The sequence below is a fragment of the Streptomyces kronopolitis genome (assembly GCF_014646275.1).
GTDB lineage: Bacteria > Actinomycetota > Actinomycetes > Streptomycetales > Streptomycetaceae > Streptomyces > Streptomyces kronopolitis.
In genome coordinates, this window is record NZ_BMND01000017.1 from 1 (window position 1) to 22,079 (window position 22,079).

Here is a 22,079-nt window from a genome sequence, read left to right on the forward strand (position 1 = left end):
GTGACCGGTCCGCCGCGGCCGCCCCCGTGCCGTTCCCGGTGCCGTTCGCGGCCGCGTCCCCGCCCCCGCCGCCGTCCGGGCCGCCGCCCGCGGGCAGGGCGCACGCGGCGAGCAGGCCCGGCAGCCCGGGCAGCGGCGCGGTGTCGGTGTCGGAGGTGTCCCAGGGCAGCACCGCGACCAGTGTGAGCGGCGCGCCGGGGGAGTAGCGCAGGCCCTCGCGCAGCGCCTCGCGCAGGGCACCCGCCGCGGCCGGCCGTCCGGCGGCCGGGGCCTCCAGCAACTCCCGCAGCAGATCGCCGAGTTCGGACCCGGCGCGGGCCTCGTCGGCCAGCAGCGCGCCGATCCGGGAGGCGGTCTCCATCGCCTGCGCGATCCGCGGGTCGGGCGGCGCGCCCCGGCCGCCCAGTGCGAGGTCGGTCAGATGCCCGTCGTCCAGCAGCCAGACGTAGCCGTGCACGATGCCGCGGTGGCGTACGGGCAGGCAGATCCGCCCCCGGAAGACCCCGGCGGCCGGGTCCGGCGGGATGCGCAGCGCCGTTTTGGCGCGGGCGATCCCGAAGGCCTCGAACCAGGCCCGCACCGCTGCCGAGGAGCGGCGCTGGAGGATCGAGCGGGTGCGCACCGGGTCCATGACGTCGTCGTCGTCACCCTCGTGCGCGCCGAACGCGATCAGTCCGAAATCCCGGTCCTCCAGGGTCGCCGGGGCGCCGAGCGCCGCCGAGATCTCGTCCACGAGCTGCTGGTAGTCGCCCCGCATCCGCCGTCCGGCTCCTCTCCCTGGTGCCACCCCACCGGCATCTCCGGCATCCTCGACAACTGTCACACCGCAGTCATCGCTGGCATCGGCTCCTTCCCCTCATTCTCATACATCTGTCTGAGATCCCGACCACGAAGGCGTGACAGCTGTCGATGGCCGGGAAGTAGCGAGATCCTTAAGTTTCAGGTGGCTCAATCTTGCCGACGCGTTCGCCCGTTCCGGGGTCCGCACGGCACTTGTCCCCTGAATCGTGGAGGTGCCCATGCTGGGTCCCGTGCTTCTCGCCGCAGCGCGCAGCGACAGCATCCGCCGCATCGTCGCGGCCGCTCCGGTCACCCGCCCCGTCGTGGACCGGTTCGTCGCCGGCGAGCGGCTGGACGAGTCGATGGCGGCCGTGCGGTCGCTCGCCGCACGGGGCCTGGAGGTCACCCTCGACCATCTGGGCGAGGACATCACCGACCCGGCCGAGGCGCTGCGCAACCGCGATGCCTACCTCCAGCTGGCCGCGGCCCTCAAGGAGCAGGGGCTCGGTGTCAAGGCCGAGATGTCGGTCAAGCTGTCCGCTTTCGGGCAGGCGCTGCCCGGCGGCCACGAGCTGGCGCTGAAGAACGTCCGCCCGGTGGTCGAGGCGGCGGCCGAGGGCGGTACGACCGTGACCCTCGACATGGAGGACCACACCACGGTCGACTCCACCCTCGCGATCCTCGCCGAGCTGCGCGAGCAGTTCCCGCAGACCGGCGCGGTGCTCCAGTCCTACCTCTTCCGTACCGAGGACGACTGCCGTGTGCTCGCCGGGGAAGGATCCCGGGTGCGGCTGGTCAAGGGCGCGTACAAGGAGCCCGCGAGCGTCGCCTTCCAGGACAAGCGGGAGGTGGACAGGGCGTATGTGCGCTGCCTGAAGATCCTCATGGCGGGGGAGGGCTACCCCATGATCGGGTCGCACGACCCGCGCATGGTGGCCATCGGCCAGGAGCTGGCGCACCGCAACGGCCGCAAGCCCGCCGACTACGAATTCCAGATGCTCTACGGCATCCGCGAGGCGGAGCAGCAGCGGCTGGTCGCCGAGGGGCACCGTATGCGGGTGTACATCCCCTACGGCACCGACTGGTACGGCTACTTCATGCGCCGCCTCGCCGAGCGCCCCGCGAACCTCGCCTTCTTCCTGAGGTCGCTGGCGACCCGCGGCTGACGACCATGGGCCGCCACGGTTTCCGGCTGGGGGTCCGGGGGTCATCCCCCGGGAGTTCGCAGTCTGAGGTCATTGGCGACCCGCGGCTGAGCGCCCCGCCGGGGCCCGCGCGGGTGGATGCTGTAAGCCCGGGGTGCGCACCCGGACGGCGCCGCCCGCAGCCGCCCACCCGACGCGGCCGCGGCCGCACCACGACGTACGACAACCGACGAGCGAAATCGAAGGAGACACGGCCGCTATGGACGCTGTGACCCAGGTCCCCGTGCCGGTGAACGAGCCGGTCCACACCTACGCCCCCGGCAGCCCGGAGCGTTCCCGTCTGGAGGCCAAGCTCAAGGAGCTGGCCGGCAACCCGATCGAGCTGCCGATGACCATCGGCGGCGAGCGCCGGATGGGCGGCGGCGAGCGCTTCGACGTCGTCCAGCCGCACCACCACTCGGCCCGTCTCGGCACGTACGCCAACGCCACCGTCAAGGACGGCCAGGACGCGGTCGACGCCGCGCTGGCCGCCGCCCCGGCCTGGCGCGCGCTGCCCTTCGACGACCGCGCCGCGATCATCCTCAAGGCCGCCGACCTGCTCTCCGGCCCCTGGCGCGAGACGATGGCCGCCGCCACCATGCTCGGCCAGTCCAAGACCGCCCAGCAGGCCGAGATCGACACCCCCTGCGAGCTCATCGACTTCTGGCGCTTCAACGTGCACTTCGCACGCCAGATCCTCGCCGAGCAGCCCCCGGCGAACTCCCCGGGCGTCTGGAACCGTTCGGACCACCGCCCCCTCGAAGGCTTCGTCTACGCGATCACGCCGTTCAACTTCACCGCGATCGCCGGCAACCTCCCGACCGCGCCCGCCCTCATGGGCAACACCGTGGTCTGGAAGCCGTCCCCGACGCAGACCTACGCGGCCGTGCTGCTGATGCAGCTGCTGGAGGAGGCCGGGCTGCCCAAGGGCGTCATCAACCTCGTCACCGGCGACGGCAAGGACGTCTCCGAGGTCGCGCTGACCCACCCGGACCTCGCGGGCATCCACTTCACCGGTTCGACCAAGACCTTCCAGTACCTGTGGAAGACGGTCGGCAACAACATCGAGAACTACAAGACCTACCCGCGGCTCGTCGGCGAGACCGGCGGCAAGGACTTCATCGTCGCCCACCCCTCGGCCGACCGCGCCGTGCTGAAGACCGCCATGACCCGTGGCGCCTTCGAGTTCCAGGGCCAGAAGTGCTCCGCGGCCTCCCGCGCCTACGTTCCCGCGTCGCTGTGGAACTCCGGCCTCAAGGAGGAGTTCGCGGCCGAGGTCGACGCCCTCTCCATGGGCGACGTCTCGGACCTGTCGAACTTCATGTCCGCCGTCATCGACGAGCGCTCCTTCGCCAAGAACAAGGCGGCGATCGACCGCGCCAAGGCCGACCCGACGGTCGAGGTCGTGGCCGGCGGCACGTACGACGACAGCGAGGGCTACTTCGTCCGCCCGACGGTCCTGGTCTCCACCGACCCGGAGAACGAGATCTTCAAGGACGAGTACTTCGGCCCGATCCTCGGCGTCTACGTCTACGACGACGCCGACTACGACGCGATGCTCATCCAGATGGAGTCCGCCTCGGCGTACGGCCTGACCGGTTGCGTCATCGCCCGGGACCGCGCCGAGGCCGCCCGCACCTGCGAGCTGCTGCGCTTCGCGGCCGGCAACTTCTACATCAACGACAAGCCGACCGGCGCCGTCGTCGGCCAGCAGCCCTTCGGCGGCGGCCGCGCGTCCGGCACCAACGACAAGGCCGGCGCCAAGCAGAACCTGATGCGCTGGACCTCGACCCGCTCCATCAAGGAGACCCTGGTCCCGCCGACGGACTACCGCTACCCGCACATGGGCTGACGCCCGCACACACCGACGGCCCGGCTCCCCTCTCCCCAGGGGCGCCGGGCCGTCGGCGTCGTGTCAGGCCTCGCACCTCCGTGAGCTGCGCGGATCCGGGGAGCACTCGTTCGATCACCAGGCCGCCGTCTCAGATAGTAGGAAGCCCAAGTAATTGTGCAGACATCACGGCCGAGCTGTCCTAGCGTTGTAGGAAGCCGAACGTAGCGCTCCATCGAGCGTGGCGGATGTGGCCCGGTGCGCACGCGCAGGTGACCCCTGCCGCGCCGGGGCCCCCGCCCTTTCCGGCCGCTCATGGATCGACGCATCCCATTTCTTCTCGGGGCTCTGGCATTGGAGACGTGCATCATGGCCGAGACTGCTGTCCGCAGGACCCGTCACTCCGTCCGGACGACCAACGAAGCCGACCGCAGGAACGCGGCGGCCGCCCTGCAACGTGCCCTCGACCGCCGGGACAACGGCGGCTCCACCGGGCACTGACATGCTGCGCGTGCGAAGCGGGTCCCTGCCGAGCAGGCCGGCCTCGGTGCCGTGCCGCTGCTGCTGGCGGATCCGGCAGTCCGTGACCCGCTGGCTCTTCCTGTCCTGACCATGAGGGGCGCCCGGATTCCGGGCGCCCCTTTCCCGTGCGGGACGCGGGCGCGCTGCTGTCCGTATGGCGGACGTTACGTGTCAAACAATGGGACGGACGAGTAGGGTCCGCGGTATGTCTCGCAGCATTCGCCTCGCAGTGATCCCCGGTGACGGAATCGGCCGGGAAGTCGTGGCCCAGGGCCTGAAGGTCCTGACCGCGGTCCTCCCGCAGGACGTCAAGCTGGAAACCAAGGAGTACGACCTCGGTGCCCGGCGATGGCACGCGACCGGTGAGACCCTGCCGGACGCGGAGCTGGAGTCGCTCAAGCAGCACGACGCGATCCTGCTCGGTGCGATCGGCGACCCGTCCGTGCCGTCCGGTGTGCTGGAGCGCGGGCTGCTGCTCAAGCTCCGCTTCGCCTTCGACCACTACGTGAACCTGCGCCCGTCGAAGCTGTTCCCGAACACCTCCACCCCGCTCGCCGGCCGCCCCGAGATCGACTTCGTGGTGGTGCGCGAGGGGACCGAGGGCCCGTACACCGGCAACGGCGGCTCGCTGCGCACCGGCACCCCCGCCGAGGTCGCCACCGAGGTCAGCCTCAACACCGCCTACGGCGTGGAGCGCGTGGTGCGCGACGCGTACGAGCGGGCCAACGCCCGCCCGCGCAAGAAGCTGACGCTGGTGCACAAGAACAACGTGCTGGTGTACGCGGGCCACATGTGGAAGAACATCTTCGACAAGGTCGGCCAGGAGTACCCCGAGGTCACCACCGACTACCTGCATGTCGACGCCGCGACGATCTTCTTCGTCACCCAGCCCGAGCGGTTCGACGTGATCGTCACCGACAACCTCTTCGGCGACATCCTCACCGACCTCGCCGCGGCCGTCACCGGTGGTATCGGCCTGGCCGCGTCCGGGAACATCAACCCGACCGGCGCGTTCCCCTCGATGTTCGAGCCGGTGCACGGCTCGGCCCCGGACATCGCGGGCACCGGCAAGGCCGACCCGACGGCCACCGTCCTCTCGGTCGCCCTGCTGCTGCGCCACCTCGGCTACGCGCCGCAGGCCGCCCGCGTCGAGGAGGCCGTCGCGGCGGACCTCCAGTCCCGCGGCGACGCGCCGCGCAGCACCGACGAGACCGGCGACGCGCTCGCCGCACGCGTAGCGGGCTGAGGCCCGCAGCCAGCGCACACGCACCACCCACAGCGCCGGGCCGGGACGGATACGTCCAGGTCCGGCGCTGTATGTCGTGACCCGCCACGCGCCCCGGCCCGGCGGGGTGCGACCATCGGAGCCGGAGCGCGCACACGGTTCCGGCGGCCGGGGGCCACGAGCGATAATCGGACGTGGCATCGCCGCCCGCGAGAACTCGGACGTCCCCAGCACGACCGGTTACGTTCAAGAACTGCCGTGAGCGCGGCCGTACAAACCGCACCGGTGCCGCATGGTGGGGGCCGCCCCCCGCACCCCCGGCCGGAGGGCCGGTCCGGTGACGAGCGGTATCGGAACACGCAGTGAAGGACATGCACTCATGACGACGCCCACGATCGAGCTCAAGCCCTCCTCGCATCCGCTGTCCGACGCGGAGCGGGAGCAGATCCTGGCCGCCCCCGGCTTCGGCCGCCACTTCACCGACCACATGGTGACGATCAAGTGGACCGAGGGCCGCGGCTGGCACGACGGCCAGCTCGTGCCCTACGGCCCGCTCTCGCTCGACCCGGCGACCAATGTCCTGCACTACGCGCAGGAGATCTTCGAGGGCCTCAAGGCCTACCGGCAGCCCGACGGCTCCGTCGCGACCTTCCGCCCCGACGCCAACGCCCGTCGTTTCCAGGCCTCCGCGCGCCGGCTGGCCATGCCGGAGCTGCCCGTGGAGACCTTCCTGGAGGCGTGCGACGCGCTGGTGGCGCAGGACAAGGACTGGGTGCCCGCGCACGGCGGCGAGGAGTCGCTCTACCTGCGCCCGTTCATGATCGCGACCGAGGTCGGCCTCGGCGTGAAGCCGGCCAACGAGTACCTCTTCGTGGTGATCGCCTCGCCGGCCGGCGCCTACTTCCCCGGTGGCGTCCAGCCCGTCTCGATCTGGCTGTCCGAGAACCGGGTGCGGGCCGTCCCCGGCGGCATGGGCGATGCCAAGACCGGCGGCAACTACGCCGCCTCGCTGCTGGCGCAGGCCGAGGCCGCCGCGCAGGGCTGCGACCAGGTCGCCTACCTCGACGCCGTGGAGCACACCTGGGTCGAGGAGCTCGGCGGGATGAACCTGTACTTCGTGTACGAGGACGCCGCCGCGGGCACCGTCAGGATCGTCACGCCCACGCTGACCGGCTCCCTGCTCGCCGGTGTCACCCGTGACTCGCTGCTGTCCGTCGCCCGCGATCTGGGCTACACCGCACAGGAGGAGCGGGTCTCCATCGGCCAGTGGAAGGCCGACACCGAGAACGGCACCCTCACCGAGGTCTTCGCCTGCGGCACCGCCGCCGTGATCACCCCGGTCGGCACGGTCAAGAGCGCGCGCGGGGAGTGGACCCAGTCCGACGGCGAGCCCGGCAAGGTCACCCTCAAGCTGCGCGAGGCGCTGCTGGACATCCAGCGCGGCGTCGCCGGGGACACGCACGGCTGGATGCACCCCCTGGGCTGATCCGGACGAAGGCCGCGGCCGCCCGCCCCGCCCGGGGCCGGCGGCCGCGGCCTTCCGCACGGCCGGGCCGGACCCGCTCAGCCGGCCTCCGCGGGGGCGTGCGCCGGGGCGGCCGGCGCCCGGGAGCCCCCGGCCGCCGGGTGCGGCTCGCGGGCGGTGAGGGCCAGGTAGGCGAGCCCGCCCACGGCCGCCGCGAGCAGGAAGCTCAGATCGATGCCGCCGGTCAGCGGCAGCAGCGGCCCTTGGTAGAAGGGCGTGTCCACGCCCAGCACGCCGACCACCGAGCCCAGCGCCCAGGCGGCGGCCGCCCGGACGTGCCAGCCCGCCCGGTACCAGTACACGCCGCCGCGGGTGCCGCGGTTGTAGACCTGGAGGGACTCCGGGTCGTAGGCGCCGCGGCAGCGGACGAAGCCGATCACCGTGATCACCGCCCAGGGCGTGCCGACGGCCGTCATCAGCAGCACGAACGAGGTCATCGCGTCCTGCGCGGCCCACAGGAAGTGGCCGGCGTAGACCAGCACGGTGGAGAGCACGGCGACGACCGCGGTGGCCCGGGTGCGGGTGGCCCGCGGCAGGATCGCGTCCAGGTCCAGGCCCATGCTGTAGAGCATCAGTCCGGCGTTGCCCACCGACCCGGCCGAGGCGTTGAGCAGCAGGAACGCCAGGTACCAGAAGGGGGCGCCGGCCACCAGCGGGCCCGCGTAGTCACTGCCCGCGCCCACCGCGAGCGCGGTGAACGTACCGAACAGCTGCGGCACCAGCAGCCCCACCACCAGCCCCAGGCAGGTGGCGCCGAAGACCTTCCGGCCGCTGTGCCGGCGCGGGGAGATGTAGCGGCTGTAGTCCCCGAGCAGGGTGATGAACGCGATCGGTCCGCTCAGGCCCGCGGACACGGCGGCCAGCAGCCAGGTCTGCCAGAAGCCGCCCAGCAGATAGCTGCTGCCGTGCGGTGGCGCGGTGGTGAAGGTGTGGGCGTACGCGACGACGCCGACGGCCAGCAGCGCGGTCAGGCCCAGCGCGAGCACCTTGCTCAGCCGCAGCAGCACCCGGTAGCCGTAGACCGCGCCGAGGGTGGTGGCGCCGGCCAGCAGGGCGTAGACCACGGCGTAGGCCGCGCCGCCGGCCGGCAGCCCGAGGAGCCGGTGCAGCACCCCGACGACCGCGTCCCCGCCGACCCACAGCGTCAGCGCGGTGTAGCCCAGCGACAGCAGCAGGCCGATGACCGAGCCGATCAGCCGGCCGCGCACCCCGAAGTGGGCGCCGCTGCTGGTCGACAGGTTGGTGGCGCTGCGCAGCGAGACCAGCGCGAGCGGGGCGGTCAGCAGGGTGCCGGCGACGGTGCCGGCCGCCAGGGACGTCACCGAGGGCCAGAAGCCGAGCCCGAAGGAGACCGGGAGCCAGCCGAAGATCACCACGCCCAGGGCGAGGTTCGACCCGAGCAGGATCGAGACGAGGTCCCGGGGGCCGCTGGTGCGCTCCTCGTCCGGGACGGTGTCGACTCCGCGTTGTTCGATCGGCATGAGGGCTCCCCTGAGAGGCCGGACAACAGTGTGGCGAGCGGTGCCGCTGCGGGCGCCGCCCGGTGGGTGCGGGGCTCCGGGCTTCGGCTGCGGAGCGCACCGGGCGCTGCGGGCGGCGAGATCATTTAGAGCGTCGCTCTATCGGCCCACATCTCTGGTTCAGCGCTCAATCTCGCTCATCCCCTTGCTCACGGTCAATGCTTTCCCCGCTGCGAATTTCATGGTTAGAGTGACGCTCTAAATCTGTTCCGAATGACCGGGAGGTGTGACGGGATGCGGTTGACCCCGACGGAACGCGACCGGCTGCTGCTCTTCGGCGCGGCCGAACTCGCCCGGGCCCGCCGGGCTCGCGGGCTGAGGCTGAACGTGCCCGAGGCGACCGCGCTGATCGCGGACACCGTCTGCGAGGCGGCGCGGGACGGGCGCCGCCTCGCGCAGGCCATCGAGGCCGCCCGCGGCGTGCTCGGCCCGGACGACGTGCTGCCGGGCGTGGCCGATGTCGTCACCGAGGTGCATGTCGAGGCCGTCTTCGACGACGGCTCCCGGCTCGCGGTGGTCGTCGACCCGATCGGGGCCGCCCCCGCCACCGGGGGCGGTGCCGCGCCCGCGCCCGGTGCGGTGCTGCCCGGACCGGCCGGCCCGGCGCCGGTGCCCGAGGCGGTGCTGACCGTGCGCAACACCGCGACGGTGCCCGTCAGCGTCACCTCGCACTTCCACTTCTTCGAGGCCAACCCCCGGCTGGCCTTCGACCGGGCGGCCGCGTACGGCATGCGGCTGTGCGTCCCGGCCGGCTCGTCGGTGCGGTTCGACCCGGGCGGAACCGAGGAGGTCGGGCTGGTCCCGATCGGCGGCGACCGGATCGCGATCGGCTTCGCCGGTCTGGTGGACGGCCCGCTGGACGCGCCGGGGGCGAAGTCGGAAGCGCTGCGGCGGGCCGCCGCCTGCGGCTACCTGGGAGCGGAGGAGCAGGCATGACCGGGACCATCGACCCCCACGAGTACGCGTCGGTGCACGGCCCGCGGGCCGGCGACCGGGTCGTCCTCGGCGACTCGGGCCTGGTCGTCCGGGTCGAATCGGACGCCCAGAAGCCCGGCGACGAGTTCCTGGCCGGCTTCGGCAAGACCGCCCGCGACGGGCTGCACCTCAAGGCCGCCGCGGTCCGCGAGACCTGCGACGTGGTGATCAGCAATGTGCTGGTCATCGACGCGGTGCAGGGCATCCGCAAGGTGTCCGTCGGCATCCGCGAGGGCCGCATCCACGCGATCGGCCGGGCCGGTAACCCCGACACCCTCGACGGCGTCGATGTGGTCGTCGGCACCGGCACCTCGATCGTCTCCGGTGAGGGCATGATCGCCACCGCGGGCGCCGTCGACACCCATGTCCATCTGCTCTCGCCGCGCGTCATGGAGGCCTCGCTGGCCTCCGGCGTGACCACGATCATCGGCCAGGAATTCGGCCCGGTGTGGGGCGTCGGGGTCAACTCGCCCTGGGCGCTGGGCCATGCCTTCCGCGCCTTCGACGCCTGGCCGGTCAACATCGGCTTCCTCGGCCGCGGCTCCTCCTCGGGCGAGGCCCCGCTGGTCGAGGCGCTCGCCGAGGGCGGTGCCTGCGGCTTCAAGGTGCACGAGGACATGGGGGCGCACACCCGGGCCCTGGACACCGCGCTGCGCGTCGCCGAGGACCACGACGTCCAGGTCGCGCTGCACAGCGACGGCCTCAACGAATGCCTCTCCGTCGAGGACACCCTGCGGGTGCTGGACGGCCGCACCATCCACGCCTTCCACATCGAGGGCTGCGGCGGCGGCCACGTCCCCAACGTCCTGAAGATGGCCGGCGTCCCGAACGTCATCGGCTCCTCGACCAACCCCACCCTGCCCTTCGGGCGGGACGCGGTCGCCGAGCACTACGGGATGATCGTCTCGGTCCACGACCTGAAAACCGACCTGCCGGGCGACGCCGCGATGGCCCGCGACCGGATCCGGGCCGGCACGATGGGCGCCGAGGACGTGCTGCACGACCTCGGGGCGATCGGCATCACCTCCTCCGACGCCCAGGGCATGGGCCGTGCGGGCGAGACCGTGCGCCGCACCTTCGCGATGGCCGGCAAGATGAAGGCCGAGCTGGGCCCCCTGGAAGGCGACGGCCCGCACGACGACAACGCGCGGGTGCTGCGCTACATCGCCAAGCTGACCCTCAATCCCGCGATCGCGCACGGCCTTTCGCACGAGATCGGGTCGATCGAGGTCGGCAAGATGGCTGACCTCGTGCTGTGGAAGCCGCAGTTCTTCGGCGCCAAGCCGCAGCTGGTGCTGAAGTCCGGGTTCCCCGCCTACGGGGTCACCGGCGACCCGAACGCCGCCACCGACACCTGCGAACCCCTGGTGCTGGGGCCGCAGTTCGGGGCGCACGGGGCGACCCCCGCGGAGATCTCCGTGGCCTTCGTCGCCCGCGCCGCGGCCGAACAGGGCGGGGATGCCATGCCCACCCGCCGCCGCCGGGTCGCCGTCCGCGGCACCCGCGGCATCGGCCCCGCCGACCTCGTCCACAACTCCCGGATCGGCCAGGTGCAGGTCGACGGGCGCAGCGGCCTGGTCACCCTCGACGGCGACCCGATGCGCTCGGAGCCGGCCGACACCGTCTCGCTGTCCCGCCTCTACTTCCTGTGAACCCCCTGCCGTCCGCCTGCTCCTGTGCACCGCCCGCCTGTCACACCGTTACAGACCCCGAGGACCCCGTATGAACACCCCCGCCGCCGACGGCTTCCGGATGCCCCCCGAGTGGGCCCCGCACGCGCGCACCTGGATGGCCTGGCCAGGGCCCAACCTCACCTTCGGCGAGGAGGGCGGTCAGGAGCTGGACCGGGCCCGGCGGGCCTGGGCCGAGGTCGCCCGCGCGGTGCGCCGCTTCGAGCCGGTCACCGTCGTCGCCGGACCGGGGCAGTCCGAAGGCGCCCGGGCATTCCTCGGCGCGGACATCGAACTCGTCGAACGCCCCCTCGACGACGCCTGGATGCGCGACATAGGCCCCACCTTCCTCACCGACGGCACGGGCCGGCTCGCCGCCACCGACTGGGTGTTCAACGGCTGGGGCGCCCAGGAATGGGCCCGCTGGGACCACGACCAGGAGATCGGCGCGCGGGTCGCCGAGCTGGCCGGCGCCCGCCGCTACGCCGCCCCGCTGGTCAACGAGGGCGGCGGCCTGCACGTCGACGGCGCGGGGACCGTGCTGCTCACCGAGACCGTCCAGCTCGACCCGGGCCGCAACCCGGGCCGGACGAAGGCGGAGGTCGAGGCCGAGGTCCACGCGTACCTGGGCACCACCGAGGCGATCTGGCTGCCGCGCGGACTGGCCGCCGACTACGGGCAGTTCGGCACCCGCGGGCATGTCGACCTCGTCGCCGCCTTCGCCCGCCCCGGCACCGTCCTCGTCCACTCCCAGCCTGACCCCGCCCACCCCGACCACGCGATCTGCGCCGAGACAGCCGAGCTGCTGCGCGCCTCGACCGACGCCCGGGGGCGGCGCCTGGAGGTCGTCGAGGTGCCGGCGCCGACCGTGGTCGAGAAGGACGGCGAACCGGTCGACTACTCCTACCTCAACCACTACCTCTGCAACGACGGCGTGGTGCTGTGCGGCTTCGACGACCCCCGCGACGAGGAGGCGGCCGCGCTCTTCGGCCGGCTCTTCCCCGGCCGGACGGTGACCCTGGTGGACGCCCGTACGATCTTCGCAGCGGGTGGCGGCATCCACTGCATCACCCAGCAGCAGCCGAGGGCCTGAGCCGCAGGCCCGCCCAGCCGACCCGGAGGTTCCCCGTGCCCCCTCCCGCGCGCCGTCCCCGGCGCCGGCTCCAGCAGCCCCGCGAACAGGTCCTGGCCGCGGCGATGGCGACCATCGCGGCGGAGGGCCTGGACCGGCTGACCATGGCCGGACTGGGCCGCGAGGTGGGGATGAGCAGCGGCCACATCCTCTACTACTTCGGCACCAAGGACGAGCTGCTGGTGCAGACCCTCCAGTGGAGCGAGGAGCAGCTCGGCGCCGAGCGCCGGGCCGCCCTCTCCCGCCGCGTCCCGGCCCGCGAGCGCCTCGACGCGCTGGTCGCCCTCTACCTCCCCGAAGGCCACCGCGACCCGCGCTGGACGCTGTGGCTGGAGGTGTGGAACCGCTCCCAGAACGCCGACGACGAGACCCGCGAGCGCCAGCTCGACCTGGAGCTGGCCTGGCACCGCGACCTGGTGGCGCTGCTCGTCGAGGGCGTCTCGAAGGGGGAGTTCCGGCCCGTCGACGCCGAGCGCTTCGCCACCCGCACCCGCGCCCTCCTCGACGGCTTCGGCACCCATCTTGTCGTCGGCCTCCCGGGCACGGACCGGGACCAGGTGCTCGACCACCTGCGGGAGTTCTTCGACGAGTCGCTCTCGGCCGACCGGGACTGACGGGCCGCCGCGGGCAGCCCCGACGGCGACCCTGTGCGGTGCGGCCGCCCGCGCGCCGTGCGGTCCCGGACCGGCCCCTCCGCGGCCCCCGCCGTGACCGCAAGGCACGCAAGTACGCGCGATCGTTGCGCCCGCCACCCTTGCCGACGGCCATCCGGTCCGCGACCTTTAGCGGCTATGGGACGAGAGCAATGGAAAAAGATCTGGGTGGGCTCGGCCGGCAACATGGTCGAGTGGTTCGACTGGTTCGTCTACGCCAGCTTCGCGGTCTACTTCGCCGACTCGTTCTTCCCGAAGGGGAATGACACGGCGAACCTCATGAACACCATGGGGATCTTCGCCGTCGGCTTCTTCATGCGTCCGGTGGGCGGCTGGGTGCTCGGCCGGGTCGGCGACCGCAAGGGCCGCAAGGCCGCACTGACCCTGACCGTCACGCTGATGTCCGCCTCGGCGATCCTGATCGCCGTGGCCCCCACCTACGGCGTCGCGGGCTACGGCGGCGTGGCCGTCCTGCTCCTGGCCCGGATGCTGCAGGGGCTCTCGGTCGGCGGCGAGTACGCGGCCAGTGCCACCTACCTCACCGAGGCCTCCGCGCCCGGGCAGCGCGGCTTCGCCTCCAGCTTCCAGTACGTGTCGATGACCGCGGGGCAGCTGCTCGGCCTCGGCCTGCAGATCGTGCTCCAGCGGACCCTGTCCGAGGACGCGCTGCACAGCTGGGCCTGGCGGATCCCGTTCATCATCGGTGCGCTGGGCGCCGCGATCGTCTTCTACCTGCGGCGCAACATGCTGGAGACCGAGGTGTACGCGGCGGACGAGGACGCCCAAGCCGACCCGGCGCGCGGCACCCTCAAGGCGCTGCTGGCCCACAAGCGCGAGGCGTTCCTGGTCATCGCGCTCACCATGGGCGGCACGGTCGCCTACTACACGTACACCACGTACCTCACCAAGTACCTCTCGGGCAGCGCCGGCCTGGACAAGCCGACCGCCTCGCTGGTCAGCTTCTGCGCGCTGTTCCTCTTCATGTGCCTGCAGCCGCTGGCCGGCAAGCTCTCCGACCGGATCGGCCGCCGTCCGCTGCTGATCACCTTCGCGGTCGGCTCGACGTTCCTGACCGTGCCGATCATGACGCTGCTCCGGCACGCCGGCAGCTTCTGGCCGGCCCTGGGGCTCTCGCTGCTCGCGCTGGTCGTGGTCACCGGCTACACCTCGATCAACGCCTGTGTGAAGGCCGAGCTGTTCCCGACCGGCATCCGCGCCCTGGGCGTGGCCCTGCCCTACGCCATCGCCAACGCCCTGTTCGGCGGCACCGCGGAGTACGTCGCCCTGTGGTTCAAGGACGGCGGCCACGAGTCCGGCTACTACTGGTACGTCGCCGGCTGCGCGGCCGTCTCGCTGGTCGTCTACCTGACCATGCGCGAGACCCGCAGCATCGATCTGCACCGGGTCGGGGACGGCGGGAGCGCGGCCGCCGGGAAGGCGCCGCAGCCGGCGGCGGTCGCCGACTGAGCGGGCGGCGACCGCCCGCACGGCCGGTCGCGTGGACGGTGCGCCCGCATGGTGAGACCGCCGTCCACGCCGACCGGGCTTGTGGCAGACTGCGGATCGTGCTCTCGTTCGCCATGATTATTGGCAGCAGGCGCGCCGGTCCGCAGTGACCGCCCCGTACGAACCGAGTACGGCGCGGCCACCGTCGTCCCAGACCCGCGCGCAGACCTCTCGCACCCGCGAGGGGTTTTTTCGTTTCCGGCCCACCCGTCACCGGAGGCGGAGCGCGAGGGAGCATGGAGGGACGGTGGAACCGGTTATTCCGGTAGACCGAGAGATCCCGACAGGAGCCAGACCAGCATGACGGACGCAGCCTCCCACCCGTCTCCCGCCACCACCCCGGCCCACGCGGTGTCCGACGACTTCCACGTCTTCGACACCACGCTGCGCGACGGCGCGCAGCGCGAGGGCATCAACCTCACCGTCGCCGACAAGCTGACCATCGCCCGGCACCTCGACGACTTCGGCGTGGGCTTCATCGAGGGCGGCTGGCCCGGCGCCAACCCCCGGGACACCGAGTTCTTCCAGCGCGCCCGCGCGGAGATCGACTTCCGGCACGCCCGGCTGGTCGCGTTCGGCGCCACCCGCAAGGCCGGGGTGCGCGTCGAGGACGACGCACAGGTGGCCGCGCTCCTGGAGTCCGGCGCCCCGGTGATCACCCTGGTCGCCAAGTCGCATGTCGGGCACGTGGAACTGGCCCTGCGCACCACCCCCGAGGAGAATCTCGCGATGGTCCGGGACACCGTCGCCTACCTGCGCGCCCAGGGCCGCCGGGTCTTCCTCGACTGCGAGCACTTCTTCGACGGCTACGCGCTGGACGCGGTCTACGCCAAGCAGGTCGTGCGGACCGCGAGCGAGGCCGGCGCCGATGTCGTGGTGCTCTGCGACACCAATGGCGGGATGCTTCCGGCGCAGGTCACCGCGGTGGTGCGGACCGTCCTCGCGGACACCGGCGCCCGGCTGGGCATCCACGCCCAGGACGACACCGGCTGCGCGGTCGCCAACACGCTGGCCGCCGTGGACGCCGGCGCCACCCATGTGCAGTGCACCGCGAACGGCTACGGCGAGCGGGTCGGCAACTCCAACCTGTTCCCGGTCGCCGCCGCCCTGGAGCTCAAGTACGGGCGCCGGGTGCTGCCCGAGGGCAAGCTCGCCGAGACCACCCGGATCTCGCACGCCATCGCCGAGGTCGTCAACCTCACCCCCTCCACCCACCAGCCCTACGTCGGCGTCTCGGCCTTCGCCCACAAGGCCGGGCTGCACGCCTCCGCCATCAAGGTCGACCCGGACCTCTACCAGCACATCGATCCGGCGCTGGTCGGCAACACCATGCGGATGCTGGTCTCCGACATGGCCGGCCGCGCCTCCATCGAACTCAAGGGCAAGGAGCTGGGCTTCGACCTCAGCGGCGACCGCGCGCTGGTCGGCCGGCTCGTCGAGCGGGTCAAGGAGCGCGAGCTGGCGGGCTACACCTACGAGGCCGCCGACGCGTCCTTCGAGCTGCTGCTGCGCGAGGAGGTCCGGGGCACGCCGGTGCGCTACTTCACCGTCGAGTCCTGGCGGGCGATCGTCGAGGACCGCCCCGACGGGACGCACGCCAACGAGGCGACCGTGAAGCTGTGGGCCAAGGGCGAGCGGATCGTCGCCACCGCCGAGGGCAACGGCCCGGTCAACGCCCTGGACCGGGCGCTGCGGTCGGGCCTGGAGCGGATCTATCCGGAGCTGGCGCGCATGGAGCTGGTGGACTACAAGGTCCGCATCCTGGAAGGCGCCCTGGGCACCGGCTCGATCACCCGCGTCCTGGTCTCCACCGGCGACGGCAAGGCCGAGTGGTCCACCGTCGGCGTCGCGGAGAACGTCATCGCCGCGTCCTGGCAGGCACTGGACGACGCCTACGCCTACGGGCTGCTGCGGGCCGGGGTCGAGCCGCAGGACTGAGCGCCGCCGGGCACGGCATGACCGCGGCCCCGCACGGACCTCCGAGGAGGCCGGTGCGGGGCCGCGGTCATGGGGGGGAGGGGGCCGGGTCAGGACTGCGGGGCGGCCTTGACGGCGGAGATGTCGAAGACGAGCTTGACCTTGTCGCTGACCATCACGCCGCCGGTCTCCAGCGCCGCGTTCCAGGTCAGGCCCCAGTCGGAGCGCAGGATCTCGGCGCCGCCCTCGAAGCCGACCCGCTCGGCGCCGTAGACGTCGGTGGCCGAGCCGTGGAACTCCAGGTCGATGGTGAGCGGCTTGGTGACGTCCCGCAGGGTGAGGTCACCGGTGATGCGGTAGCGGTCGCCGGCCACGCGCTCGGCGGCGGTGGAGCGGAAGGTCATCAGCGGGAAGGACTCGGCGTCGAAGAAGTCGGCGCTGCGCAGATGGCCGTCGCGGTCCGCGATCCCGGTGTCCACGCTGGCGATCTTGACGTCGAGGGAGGCGGTGGAGCGGGACGGGTCGGTGCCGTCGAGCCGCAGCGCGCCCTCGAAGTCGCCGAACGCGCCGTGGACGTTGGTGACCATGGCGTGCCGCACGGTGAAGCCGATGCTGCTGTGCGCCGGGTCGATGGTGTAGTCGCCGGTCAGCGCGGCGAGACCGGGGTCCGCGTCGAGGACGGCGGCGGGGGCGGTGGTGGCTGCGGCGCCGGGGGTGTCGGCGGTGCGCTTGCGGTGGAACAGAGCCATGGCTCCTCCTCGAAGACGGGGGTCCCGGCACGGGACCGAGATTGTTTAAGCTTCAACGAGATCCAGGGTAACGCTATCTGGTTCAACGTTCAACATTTACGTGCGGGCTGGCCCCGGCCGGTCTCCGCCGGACGGGTGGCCCACGGCGCCCCGGCGCGGCCATTGCCGCCTCGCCCAGCCCCGTGCTAGACCATCGGAAACTCCCAAGTGCGCAGCGCCACCGCCCCGTTGACGCCATGGAGAGGACCGACCGTGCCGCCTGTCCCCGCCCCGCCCCGCTGGTCGCCGTCCGACTGGTCCCGCCGCGGGTTCCTCGCCGCCGGTGCGGGCCTGATCGGCCTCCCCGCCGGCGCCCTTCCCGCCCGCGCCGCAGGGGCCCTCCCCGCACCGGCCGCGCCCGCCGCGGCGGCCGGCGACGAGTTCACCGCTCTGCGTGCCCGCTGGTGCGCCCTCACCCTCGGCAGCGGCTTCGACCCCGCCGCCCCGCCGTACGCCGCGGCCCTCCAGGAGACCGGCGCGCTCGCCGGCACCTTCCGGGCGGCCATGCGCCCGGCCGCGGACTCGCTCTGGCCGGACTGCCCCTACGACCCGCCGTCGGGCATCACCCGCAGCTACGGCCGGCTGGCCACCATGGCCCAGGCCCACGCCCAGCCCGGCACCGGCCGCACCGGCGACCCCGGCCTCGCCGAGGACGTGCTCACCGGCCTGCGCCACCTCGAAGCCACCGTCTACCGCACCGGCACCACCCGCTACGGCAACTGGTGGGAATGGCAGATCGGCAGCCCACGGCTCCTGCTCGACACCCTCGCCCTCCTCGACGAGCACCTGCCGGGCGGCGTGCCCGGCGACCTGCGCGAGCGCTGCCTCGCCGCCGTCGACCACTTCGTCCCCGACGACGCGCTCGGCGACTATTCCGGCACCAGCACCGGCGCCAACCGCGTCGACCTGTGCCGGGTCGTCGCGCTGCGCGGCGTCCTCGGCCGCGCCCCCGACCGGATCGCGCTGGCCCGCGACGCGCTCTCCCCGGTCTTCCCCTACGTCACCCGGGGCGACGGCCTCTACGCCGACGGCTCCTTCGTCCAGCACACCTGGGTCGCCTACTCCGGTACCTACGGCGCCGTCCTGCTGGACGGCCTGGGGCGGCTGTTCACCCTGCTCGGCGGCTCGTCCTGGCAGATCACCGACCCGGCGCGGCAGCTGGCCCTCGACAGCGTCGAGCGGGCGTACGCCCCGCTGCTCCACAACGGGCTGATGATGGACTGCGTCAACGGGCGTGCCATCAGCCGCGGTTACCTGCGCGCCGACGAACGGCAGATCATGCGCAGCGACCACTACCACGGGCACGCGCTGATCGCCGCCGTCGCGCTGCTCGCCGAGGGTGCGAGCGCCGCCGAGCGGGACCGCTGGCACGCCATGATCAAGGGCTGGACCGCCCGCGACCGGACGCTGCCGGTCCTCACCGACCGGCAGTACACGGTCGCCGACCTCGCCCGCCTGCACGCCATCGCCGACCGCGTGGTGCCCGCCGCCCCCGAGCCCGTCGGCCACCGGCTCTTCCCCGCCATGGACCGGGCCGTGCACCGCCGCCCCGGCTGGGCCGCGGGACTGGCCATGGCCTCGGACCGGATCACGTACTACGAGAACGGCAACGGCGAGAACCCGCGCGGCTGGCACACCGGCGCCGGGATGCTCTCCTGGTGGGGCGCGGACTTCGGCGGCGACCAGTACACCGACGCCTTCTGGCCCACCGTCGACCCCTACCGGCTCCCCGGCACCACCGTGTCCACCAAGCGGCTGGCCGACAACGAGGGCGGCGGCTGGGGCGAGCCCAAGCCCGCCGCGCGCTGGGTCGGCGGCACCACCGACGGCGAGTTCGCCGCGCTCGGCCAGGACCTGCGCGGCCTGTCCTCGACGCTCACCGCCAGGAAGTCCTGGTTCGCCCTCGCGGACTGCGTGGTGTGCCTGGGCGCCGGGATCACCGCCCGCGACGGGGTGCCGGCCGAGACGATCGTCGACAACCGCTGCCTGGGCGAGCGGGGCACCGCCGCGCTCACCGTCGACGGGGTACGGCAGCCCGGCACGCTCGGCGCGGCCCGCACCTTCCGCCGCGCCCACTGGGCCCACCTCGCCGGCCACGGCGGCTACGTCTTCCCCGGCGGCGCCCCCCTGACGGCGCTGCGCGAGGCCCGCACCGGCTGCTGGCACGACATCAACACCACCTCCTCCACCCGCCCGTTCACCCGCCGCTACCTCACCCTCTGGCACGACCACGGCACCGACCCCACCGACGCCGGCTACGCCTATCTGCTGATGCCGGGCGCCACCCCCCGCGCCCTGGCCGCCCGCGCCGCCGACCGGCACTGGCTGGCGGTGCTCGCCAATGACGCCGCCCGGCAGGCCGTCGCCGTCCGCCGGCTCGGCGTCACGGCCGCGAACTTCTGGCGGGCGGGGAGCGCCGGGCCGCTCACCGCCGACGGCCCGGCGAGCGTGCTGGTCCGGGCCGGGCGCCGGACGGCGCGGCTGTGCGTGGCCGCCCCGGAGCGTTCCGGGGAGCCGCTGGAGATCACCTGGTCCCGGTCGGTGCGCGCGGTGCTCGGCCACGATCCGGCGATCGAGGTGCTGGCCACCGGGCCCGCCCTCCGGCTGCGCGTGGCCCCCGGCACCGCCTGCGCCACCCACACCTGCACGGTCCGGCCGGGCTGACGCCGCCCCGCCGCCCCGCCGGCTCAGGGCGCGCCCCTTTGGTGAGACCCCTACATTTGTCGGCACCGTACAGACCCGGCGCGGCCCCGCCACCCGAACGGGCGCCGGAGCGCGGGGCACGTACAGCGCGGTTCTGTACTGCCTGCCCACCAAATCGCGTGCGACGTTGTACGAAACCGACATCGGTACGGGACGCCTCGCGCACGTACCGTCGATACATGACCACTGTCGAAGATCTGCCCGCCGGCGCCAACGACGCTCGCGGGCGCGTCGCCGAGCTGCACGCCATCCGCGAGCAGGTCAGGCGGGGACCCAGCGAGCGGGCGACCGAAGCGCAGCGTGCCAAGGGCAAGCTGACGGCGCGCGAGCGGATCGAGCTGCTGCTGGACGAGGGCTCGTTCAACGAGGTCGAGCCGCTGCGGCGGCACCGCGCGACGGGCTTCGGCCTGGAGGCGAAGAAGCCCTACACCGATGGCGTGATCACCGGCTGGGGCACCGTGCACGGCCGCACCGTGTTCACCTACGCGCACGACTTCCGGATCTTCGGCGGCGCGCTGGGCGAGGCCCACGCGACCAAGATCCACAAGATCATGGACATGGCCATCCAGGCCGGTGCGCCCCTGGTGTCGCTGAACGACGGCGCCGGCGCCCGTATCCAGGAGGGCGTCTCCGCGCTCGCCGGCTACGGCGGCATCTTCCAGCGCAACACCAAGGCCTCCGGTGTCATCCCGCAGATCTCCGTCATGCTCGGCCCCTGCGCGGGCGGCGCGGCCTACAGCCCGGCGCTGACCGACTTCGTCTTCATGGTCCGCGAGACCTCGCAGATGTTCATCACCGGCCCCGACGTGGTGCGCGCGGTGACCGGCGAGGAGATCACCCAGAACGGCCTGGGCGGCGCCGATGTCCACGCCGAGACCTCCGGCGTGTGCCACTTCGCCTACGACGACGAGGTCACCTGCCTGGAGGAGGTCCGCTACCTCCTCTCGCTGCTGCCGGCGAACAACCGGGAGAACCCGCCGTCGGTGCCCTGCGAGGACCCCGCCGACCGCTCCGGCGACGCCCTGCTGGACCTGGTCCCGGCCGACGGCAACCGCCCCTACGACATGCGCAAGGTCATCGAGGAGATCGTCGACGACGGCGAGTTCCTGGAGGTCCACGAGCGCTGGGCGACCAACATCATCTGCGCGCTGACCCGGCTCGACGGCCGCGTGGTGGGCATCATCGCCAACCAGCCGCAGTCGCTGGCCGGCGTGCTGGACATCGAGGCGTCCGAGAAGGCCGCCCGGTTCGTCCAGATGTGCGATGCCTTCAACATCCCGATCGTCACCTTCCTGGACGTGCCCGGCTTCCTGCCCGGCGTCGACCAGGAGCACGGCGGCATCATCCGGCACGGCGCCAAGCTGCTCTACGCGTACTGCAACGCCACCGTCCCGCGGATCTCCCTCGTGCTGCGCAAGGCCTACGGCGGCGCCTACATCGTCATGGACTCGCAGTCCATCGGCGCCGACCTGACCTACGCCTGGCCCACCAACGAGATCGCGGTGATGGGCGCCGAGGGCGCCGCCAACGTCATCTTCCGCAAGCAGATCGCCGAGGCGGACGACTCCGACGCCATGCGCACCCGCATGGTCAAGGAGTACAAGTCCGAGCTGATGCACCCGTATTACGCGGCCGAGCGCGGCCTGGTCGACGACGTCATCGACCCCGCCGAGACCCGCCACACCCTCATCCGCGCCCTGGAGATGCTGCGCACCAAGCACGCGGACCTGCCGGCCCGCAAGCACGGCAACCCGCCCCAGTAGCCACCCCGCAACCGCACCAGGCCGCACGCCACCGCGACGACGGAGAAGACCGTGACCCCTGTGAACACCGACCCCATCCGCGTGGAGAAGGGGCAGGCCAGCGAGGAAGAGCTGGCCGCCCTGACCGCCGTCCTGCTCGCCCGCGCCGCCCACCGGCCCGCGGAGGCCCCGGCCGGCCCGCGCGCCACCGCCGCCCGCTGGCGCCGCCTGGAGCGCCAGAACGGCTTCCACGGCGCGACCAGCTGGCAGCGCTGACACCGGCGCCGTAACGCACCGGGCGCCCACCGCACCCACGACGGGCCCGCAGCCATGTGCTGCGGGCCCGTCGCCGTGCGCGCCCGCGGGACGCCCGCCTCTCGGCGGCATTCCGGCGACATGTCGCTGA

General features: G+C 72.7%; 16 protein-coding genes and 1 pseudogene. 14 read left to right on the forward strand and 3 right to left on the reverse strand.

Going from position 1 to position 22,079, the window contains the following annotated elements:
• A pseudogene (locus IEY78_RS18985) lies at positions 1 to 757 on the reverse strand (PucR family transcriptional regulator); the annotation flags it as partial.
• Positions 758 to 1,019: 262 nt separating this feature from the next.
• Here IEY78_RS18985 and IEY78_RS18990 point away from each other — a divergent pair.
• From IEY78_RS18990 to IEY78_RS19005, 5 genes are all read left to right on the forward strand, one after another.
• The gene (locus IEY78_RS18990) at positions 1,020 to 1,946 is read left to right on the forward strand and encodes a proline dehydrogenase family protein (protein WP_189099843.1); all 927 of its coding nucleotides are present in this window, start codon (positions 1,020 to 1,022) and stop codon (positions 1,944 to 1,946) included.
• Between the two features lie 238 nt (positions 1,947 to 2,184).
• Positions 2,185 to 3,816: an L-glutamate gamma-semialdehyde dehydrogenase gene (gene pruA / locus IEY78_RS18995; RefSeq protein ID WP_189099845.1), complete on the forward strand. Its 1,632-nt coding sequence runs from the start codon at positions 2,185 to 2,187 to the stop codon at positions 3,814 to 3,816.
• A 348-nt stretch (positions 3,817 to 4,164) separates the two neighbouring features.
• The gene (locus IEY78_RS34850; protein ID WP_085925161.1) at positions 4,165 to 4,296 is read left to right on the forward strand and encodes a hypothetical protein; all 132 of its coding nucleotides are present in this window, start codon (positions 4,165 to 4,167) and stop codon (positions 4,294 to 4,296) included.
• A gap of 226 nt (positions 4,297 to 4,522) precedes the next feature.
• Positions 4,523 to 5,563, forward strand: coding sequence for a 3-isopropylmalate dehydrogenase (locus IEY78_RS19000; RefSeq protein WP_189099847.1), 1,041 nt, complete (start codon positions 4,523 to 4,525; stop codon positions 5,561 to 5,563).
• 358 nt (positions 5,564 to 5,921) lie between these two features.
• On the forward strand, positions 5,922 to 7,028 hold the full coding sequence (locus IEY78_RS19005; protein WP_189099849.1) for a branched-chain amino acid aminotransferase: 1,107 nt from the start codon (positions 5,922 to 5,924) through the stop codon (positions 7,026 to 7,028).
• A gap of 77 nt (positions 7,029 to 7,105) precedes the next feature.
• On the opposite strand, the gene IEY78_RS19010 is transcribed toward IEY78_RS19005, so the two are convergent.
• Complete coding sequence (locus IEY78_RS19010; RefSeq protein WP_189099851.1) at positions 7,106 to 8,548, reverse strand: cytosine permease; 1,443 nt, start codon at positions 8,546 to 8,548, stop codon at positions 7,106 to 7,108.
• Positions 8,549 to 8,821: 273 nt separating this feature from the next.
• Here IEY78_RS19010 and ureA point away from each other — a divergent pair, with 273 nt between their 5' ends.
• From ureA to cimA, 6 genes are all read left to right on the forward strand, one after another.
• Positions 8,822 to 9,523 carry an urease subunit gamma gene (gene ureA / locus IEY78_RS19015; RefSeq protein ID WP_189099853.1) on the forward strand — a complete coding sequence of 234 codons (702 nt, stop codon included), beginning with the start codon at positions 8,822 to 8,824 and terminating at the stop codon, positions 9,521 to 9,523.
• On the forward strand, positions 9,520 to 11,214 hold the full coding sequence (locus IEY78_RS19020) for an urease subunit alpha (RefSeq protein WP_189099855.1): 1,695 nt from the start codon (positions 9,520 to 9,522) through the stop codon (positions 11,212 to 11,214). Before ureA ends, IEY78_RS19020 begins: the two co-directional genes overlap by 4 nt.
• A gap of 70 nt (positions 11,215 to 11,284) precedes the next feature.
• On the forward strand, positions 11,285 to 12,325 hold the full coding sequence (locus IEY78_RS19025) for an agmatine deiminase family protein (protein WP_189099857.1): 1,041 nt from the start codon (positions 11,285 to 11,287) through the stop codon (positions 12,323 to 12,325).
• Between the two features lie 35 nt (positions 12,326 to 12,360).
• Entirely contained in the window at positions 12,361 to 12,978 is a 618-nt protein-coding gene (locus IEY78_RS19030) for a TetR/AcrR family transcriptional regulator (RefSeq protein WP_189099859.1), read from the forward strand.
• 177 nt (positions 12,979 to 13,155) lie between these two features.
• Complete coding sequence (locus tag IEY78_RS19035) at positions 13,156 to 14,484, forward strand: MFS transporter (protein ID WP_189099861.1); 1,329 nt, start codon at positions 13,156 to 13,158, stop codon at positions 14,482 to 14,484.
• 339 nt (positions 14,485 to 14,823) lie between these two features.
• On the forward strand, positions 14,824 to 16,461 hold the full coding sequence (gene cimA, locus IEY78_RS19040) for a citramalate synthase (RefSeq protein WP_229700043.1): 1,638 nt from the start codon (positions 14,824 to 14,826) through the stop codon (positions 16,459 to 16,461).
• Between the two features lie 89 nt (positions 16,462 to 16,550).
• On the opposite strand, the gene IEY78_RS19045 is transcribed toward cimA, so the two are convergent.
• Positions 16,551 to 17,189, reverse strand: a complete 639-nt coding sequence (locus IEY78_RS19045) for a YceI family protein (protein WP_189099863.1) — start codon at positions 17,187 to 17,189, stop codon at positions 16,551 to 16,553.
• Between the two features lie 252 nt (positions 17,190 to 17,441).
• Here IEY78_RS19045 and IEY78_RS19050 point away from each other — a divergent pair, with 252 nt between their 5' ends.
• The 3 genes from IEY78_RS19050 (at position 17,442) to IEY78_RS19060 (ending at position 21,949) form a co-directional block, all read left to right on the forward strand.
• Positions 17,442 to 19,892, forward strand: a complete 2,451-nt coding sequence (locus tag IEY78_RS19050; RefSeq protein WP_189099865.1) for a polysaccharide lyase 8 family protein — start codon at positions 17,442 to 17,444, stop codon at positions 19,890 to 19,892.
• A 218-nt stretch (positions 19,893 to 20,110) separates the two neighbouring features.
• The gene (locus tag IEY78_RS19055; protein ID WP_189099867.1) at positions 20,111 to 21,694 is read left to right on the forward strand and encodes an acyl-CoA carboxylase subunit beta; all 1,584 of its coding nucleotides are present in this window, start codon (positions 20,111 to 20,113) and stop codon (positions 21,692 to 21,694) included.
• A 51-nt stretch (positions 21,695 to 21,745) separates the two neighbouring features.
• Complete coding sequence (locus IEY78_RS19060; RefSeq protein WP_189099869.1) at positions 21,746 to 21,949, forward strand: acyl-CoA carboxylase epsilon subunit; 204 nt, start codon at positions 21,746 to 21,748, stop codon at positions 21,947 to 21,949.
• Positions 21,950 to 22,079 lie beyond the last annotated feature (130 nt).

Excerpts from the sequence above, each read along its gene's own strand:
- IEY78_RS18990 (WP_189099843.1), top strand. The coding sequence starts at position 1,020 with ATGCTGGGTCCCGTGCTTCTCGCCGCAGCGCGCAGCGACAGCATCCGC.
- pruA (WP_189099845.1), top strand. The coding sequence starts at position 2,185 with ATGGACGCTGTGACCCAGGTCCCCGTGCCGGTGAACGAGCCGGTCCAC.
- IEY78_RS34850 (WP_085925161.1), top strand. The coding sequence starts at position 4,165 with ATGGCCGAGACTGCTGTCCGCAGGACCCGTCACTCCGTCCGGACGACC.
- IEY78_RS19000 (WP_189099847.1), top strand. The coding sequence starts at position 4,523 with ATGTCTCGCAGCATTCGCCTCGCAGTGATCCCCGGTGACGGAATCGGC.
- IEY78_RS19005 (WP_189099849.1), top strand. The coding sequence starts at position 5,922 with ATGACGACGCCCACGATCGAGCTCAAGCCCTCCTCGCATCCGCTGTCC.
- IEY78_RS19010 (WP_189099851.1), bottom strand. The coding sequence starts at position 8,548 with ATGCCGATCGAACAACGCGGAGTCGACACCGTCCCGGACGAGGAGCGC.
- ureA (WP_189099853.1), top strand. The coding sequence starts at position 8,822 with ATGCGGTTGACCCCGACGGAACGCGACCGGCTGCTGCTCTTCGGCGCG.
- IEY78_RS19020 (WP_189099855.1), top strand. The coding sequence starts at position 9,520 with ATGACCGGGACCATCGACCCCCACGAGTACGCGTCGGTGCACGGCCCG.
- IEY78_RS19025 (WP_189099857.1), top strand. The coding sequence starts at position 11,285 with ATGAACACCCCCGCCGCCGACGGCTTCCGGATGCCCCCCGAGTGGGCC.
- IEY78_RS19035 (WP_189099861.1), top strand. The coding sequence starts at position 13,156 with ATGGGACGAGAGCAATGGAAAAAGATCTGGGTGGGCTCGGCCGGCAAC.
- cimA (WP_229700043.1), top strand. The coding sequence starts at position 14,824 with ATGACGGACGCAGCCTCCCACCCGTCTCCCGCCACCACCCCGGCCCAC.
- IEY78_RS19045 (WP_189099863.1), bottom strand. The coding sequence starts at position 17,189 with ATGGCTCTGTTCCACCGCAAGCGCACCGCCGACACCCCCGGCGCCGCA.
- IEY78_RS19055 (WP_189099867.1), top strand. The coding sequence starts at position 20,111 with ATGACCACTGTCGAAGATCTGCCCGCCGGCGCCAACGACGCTCGCGGG.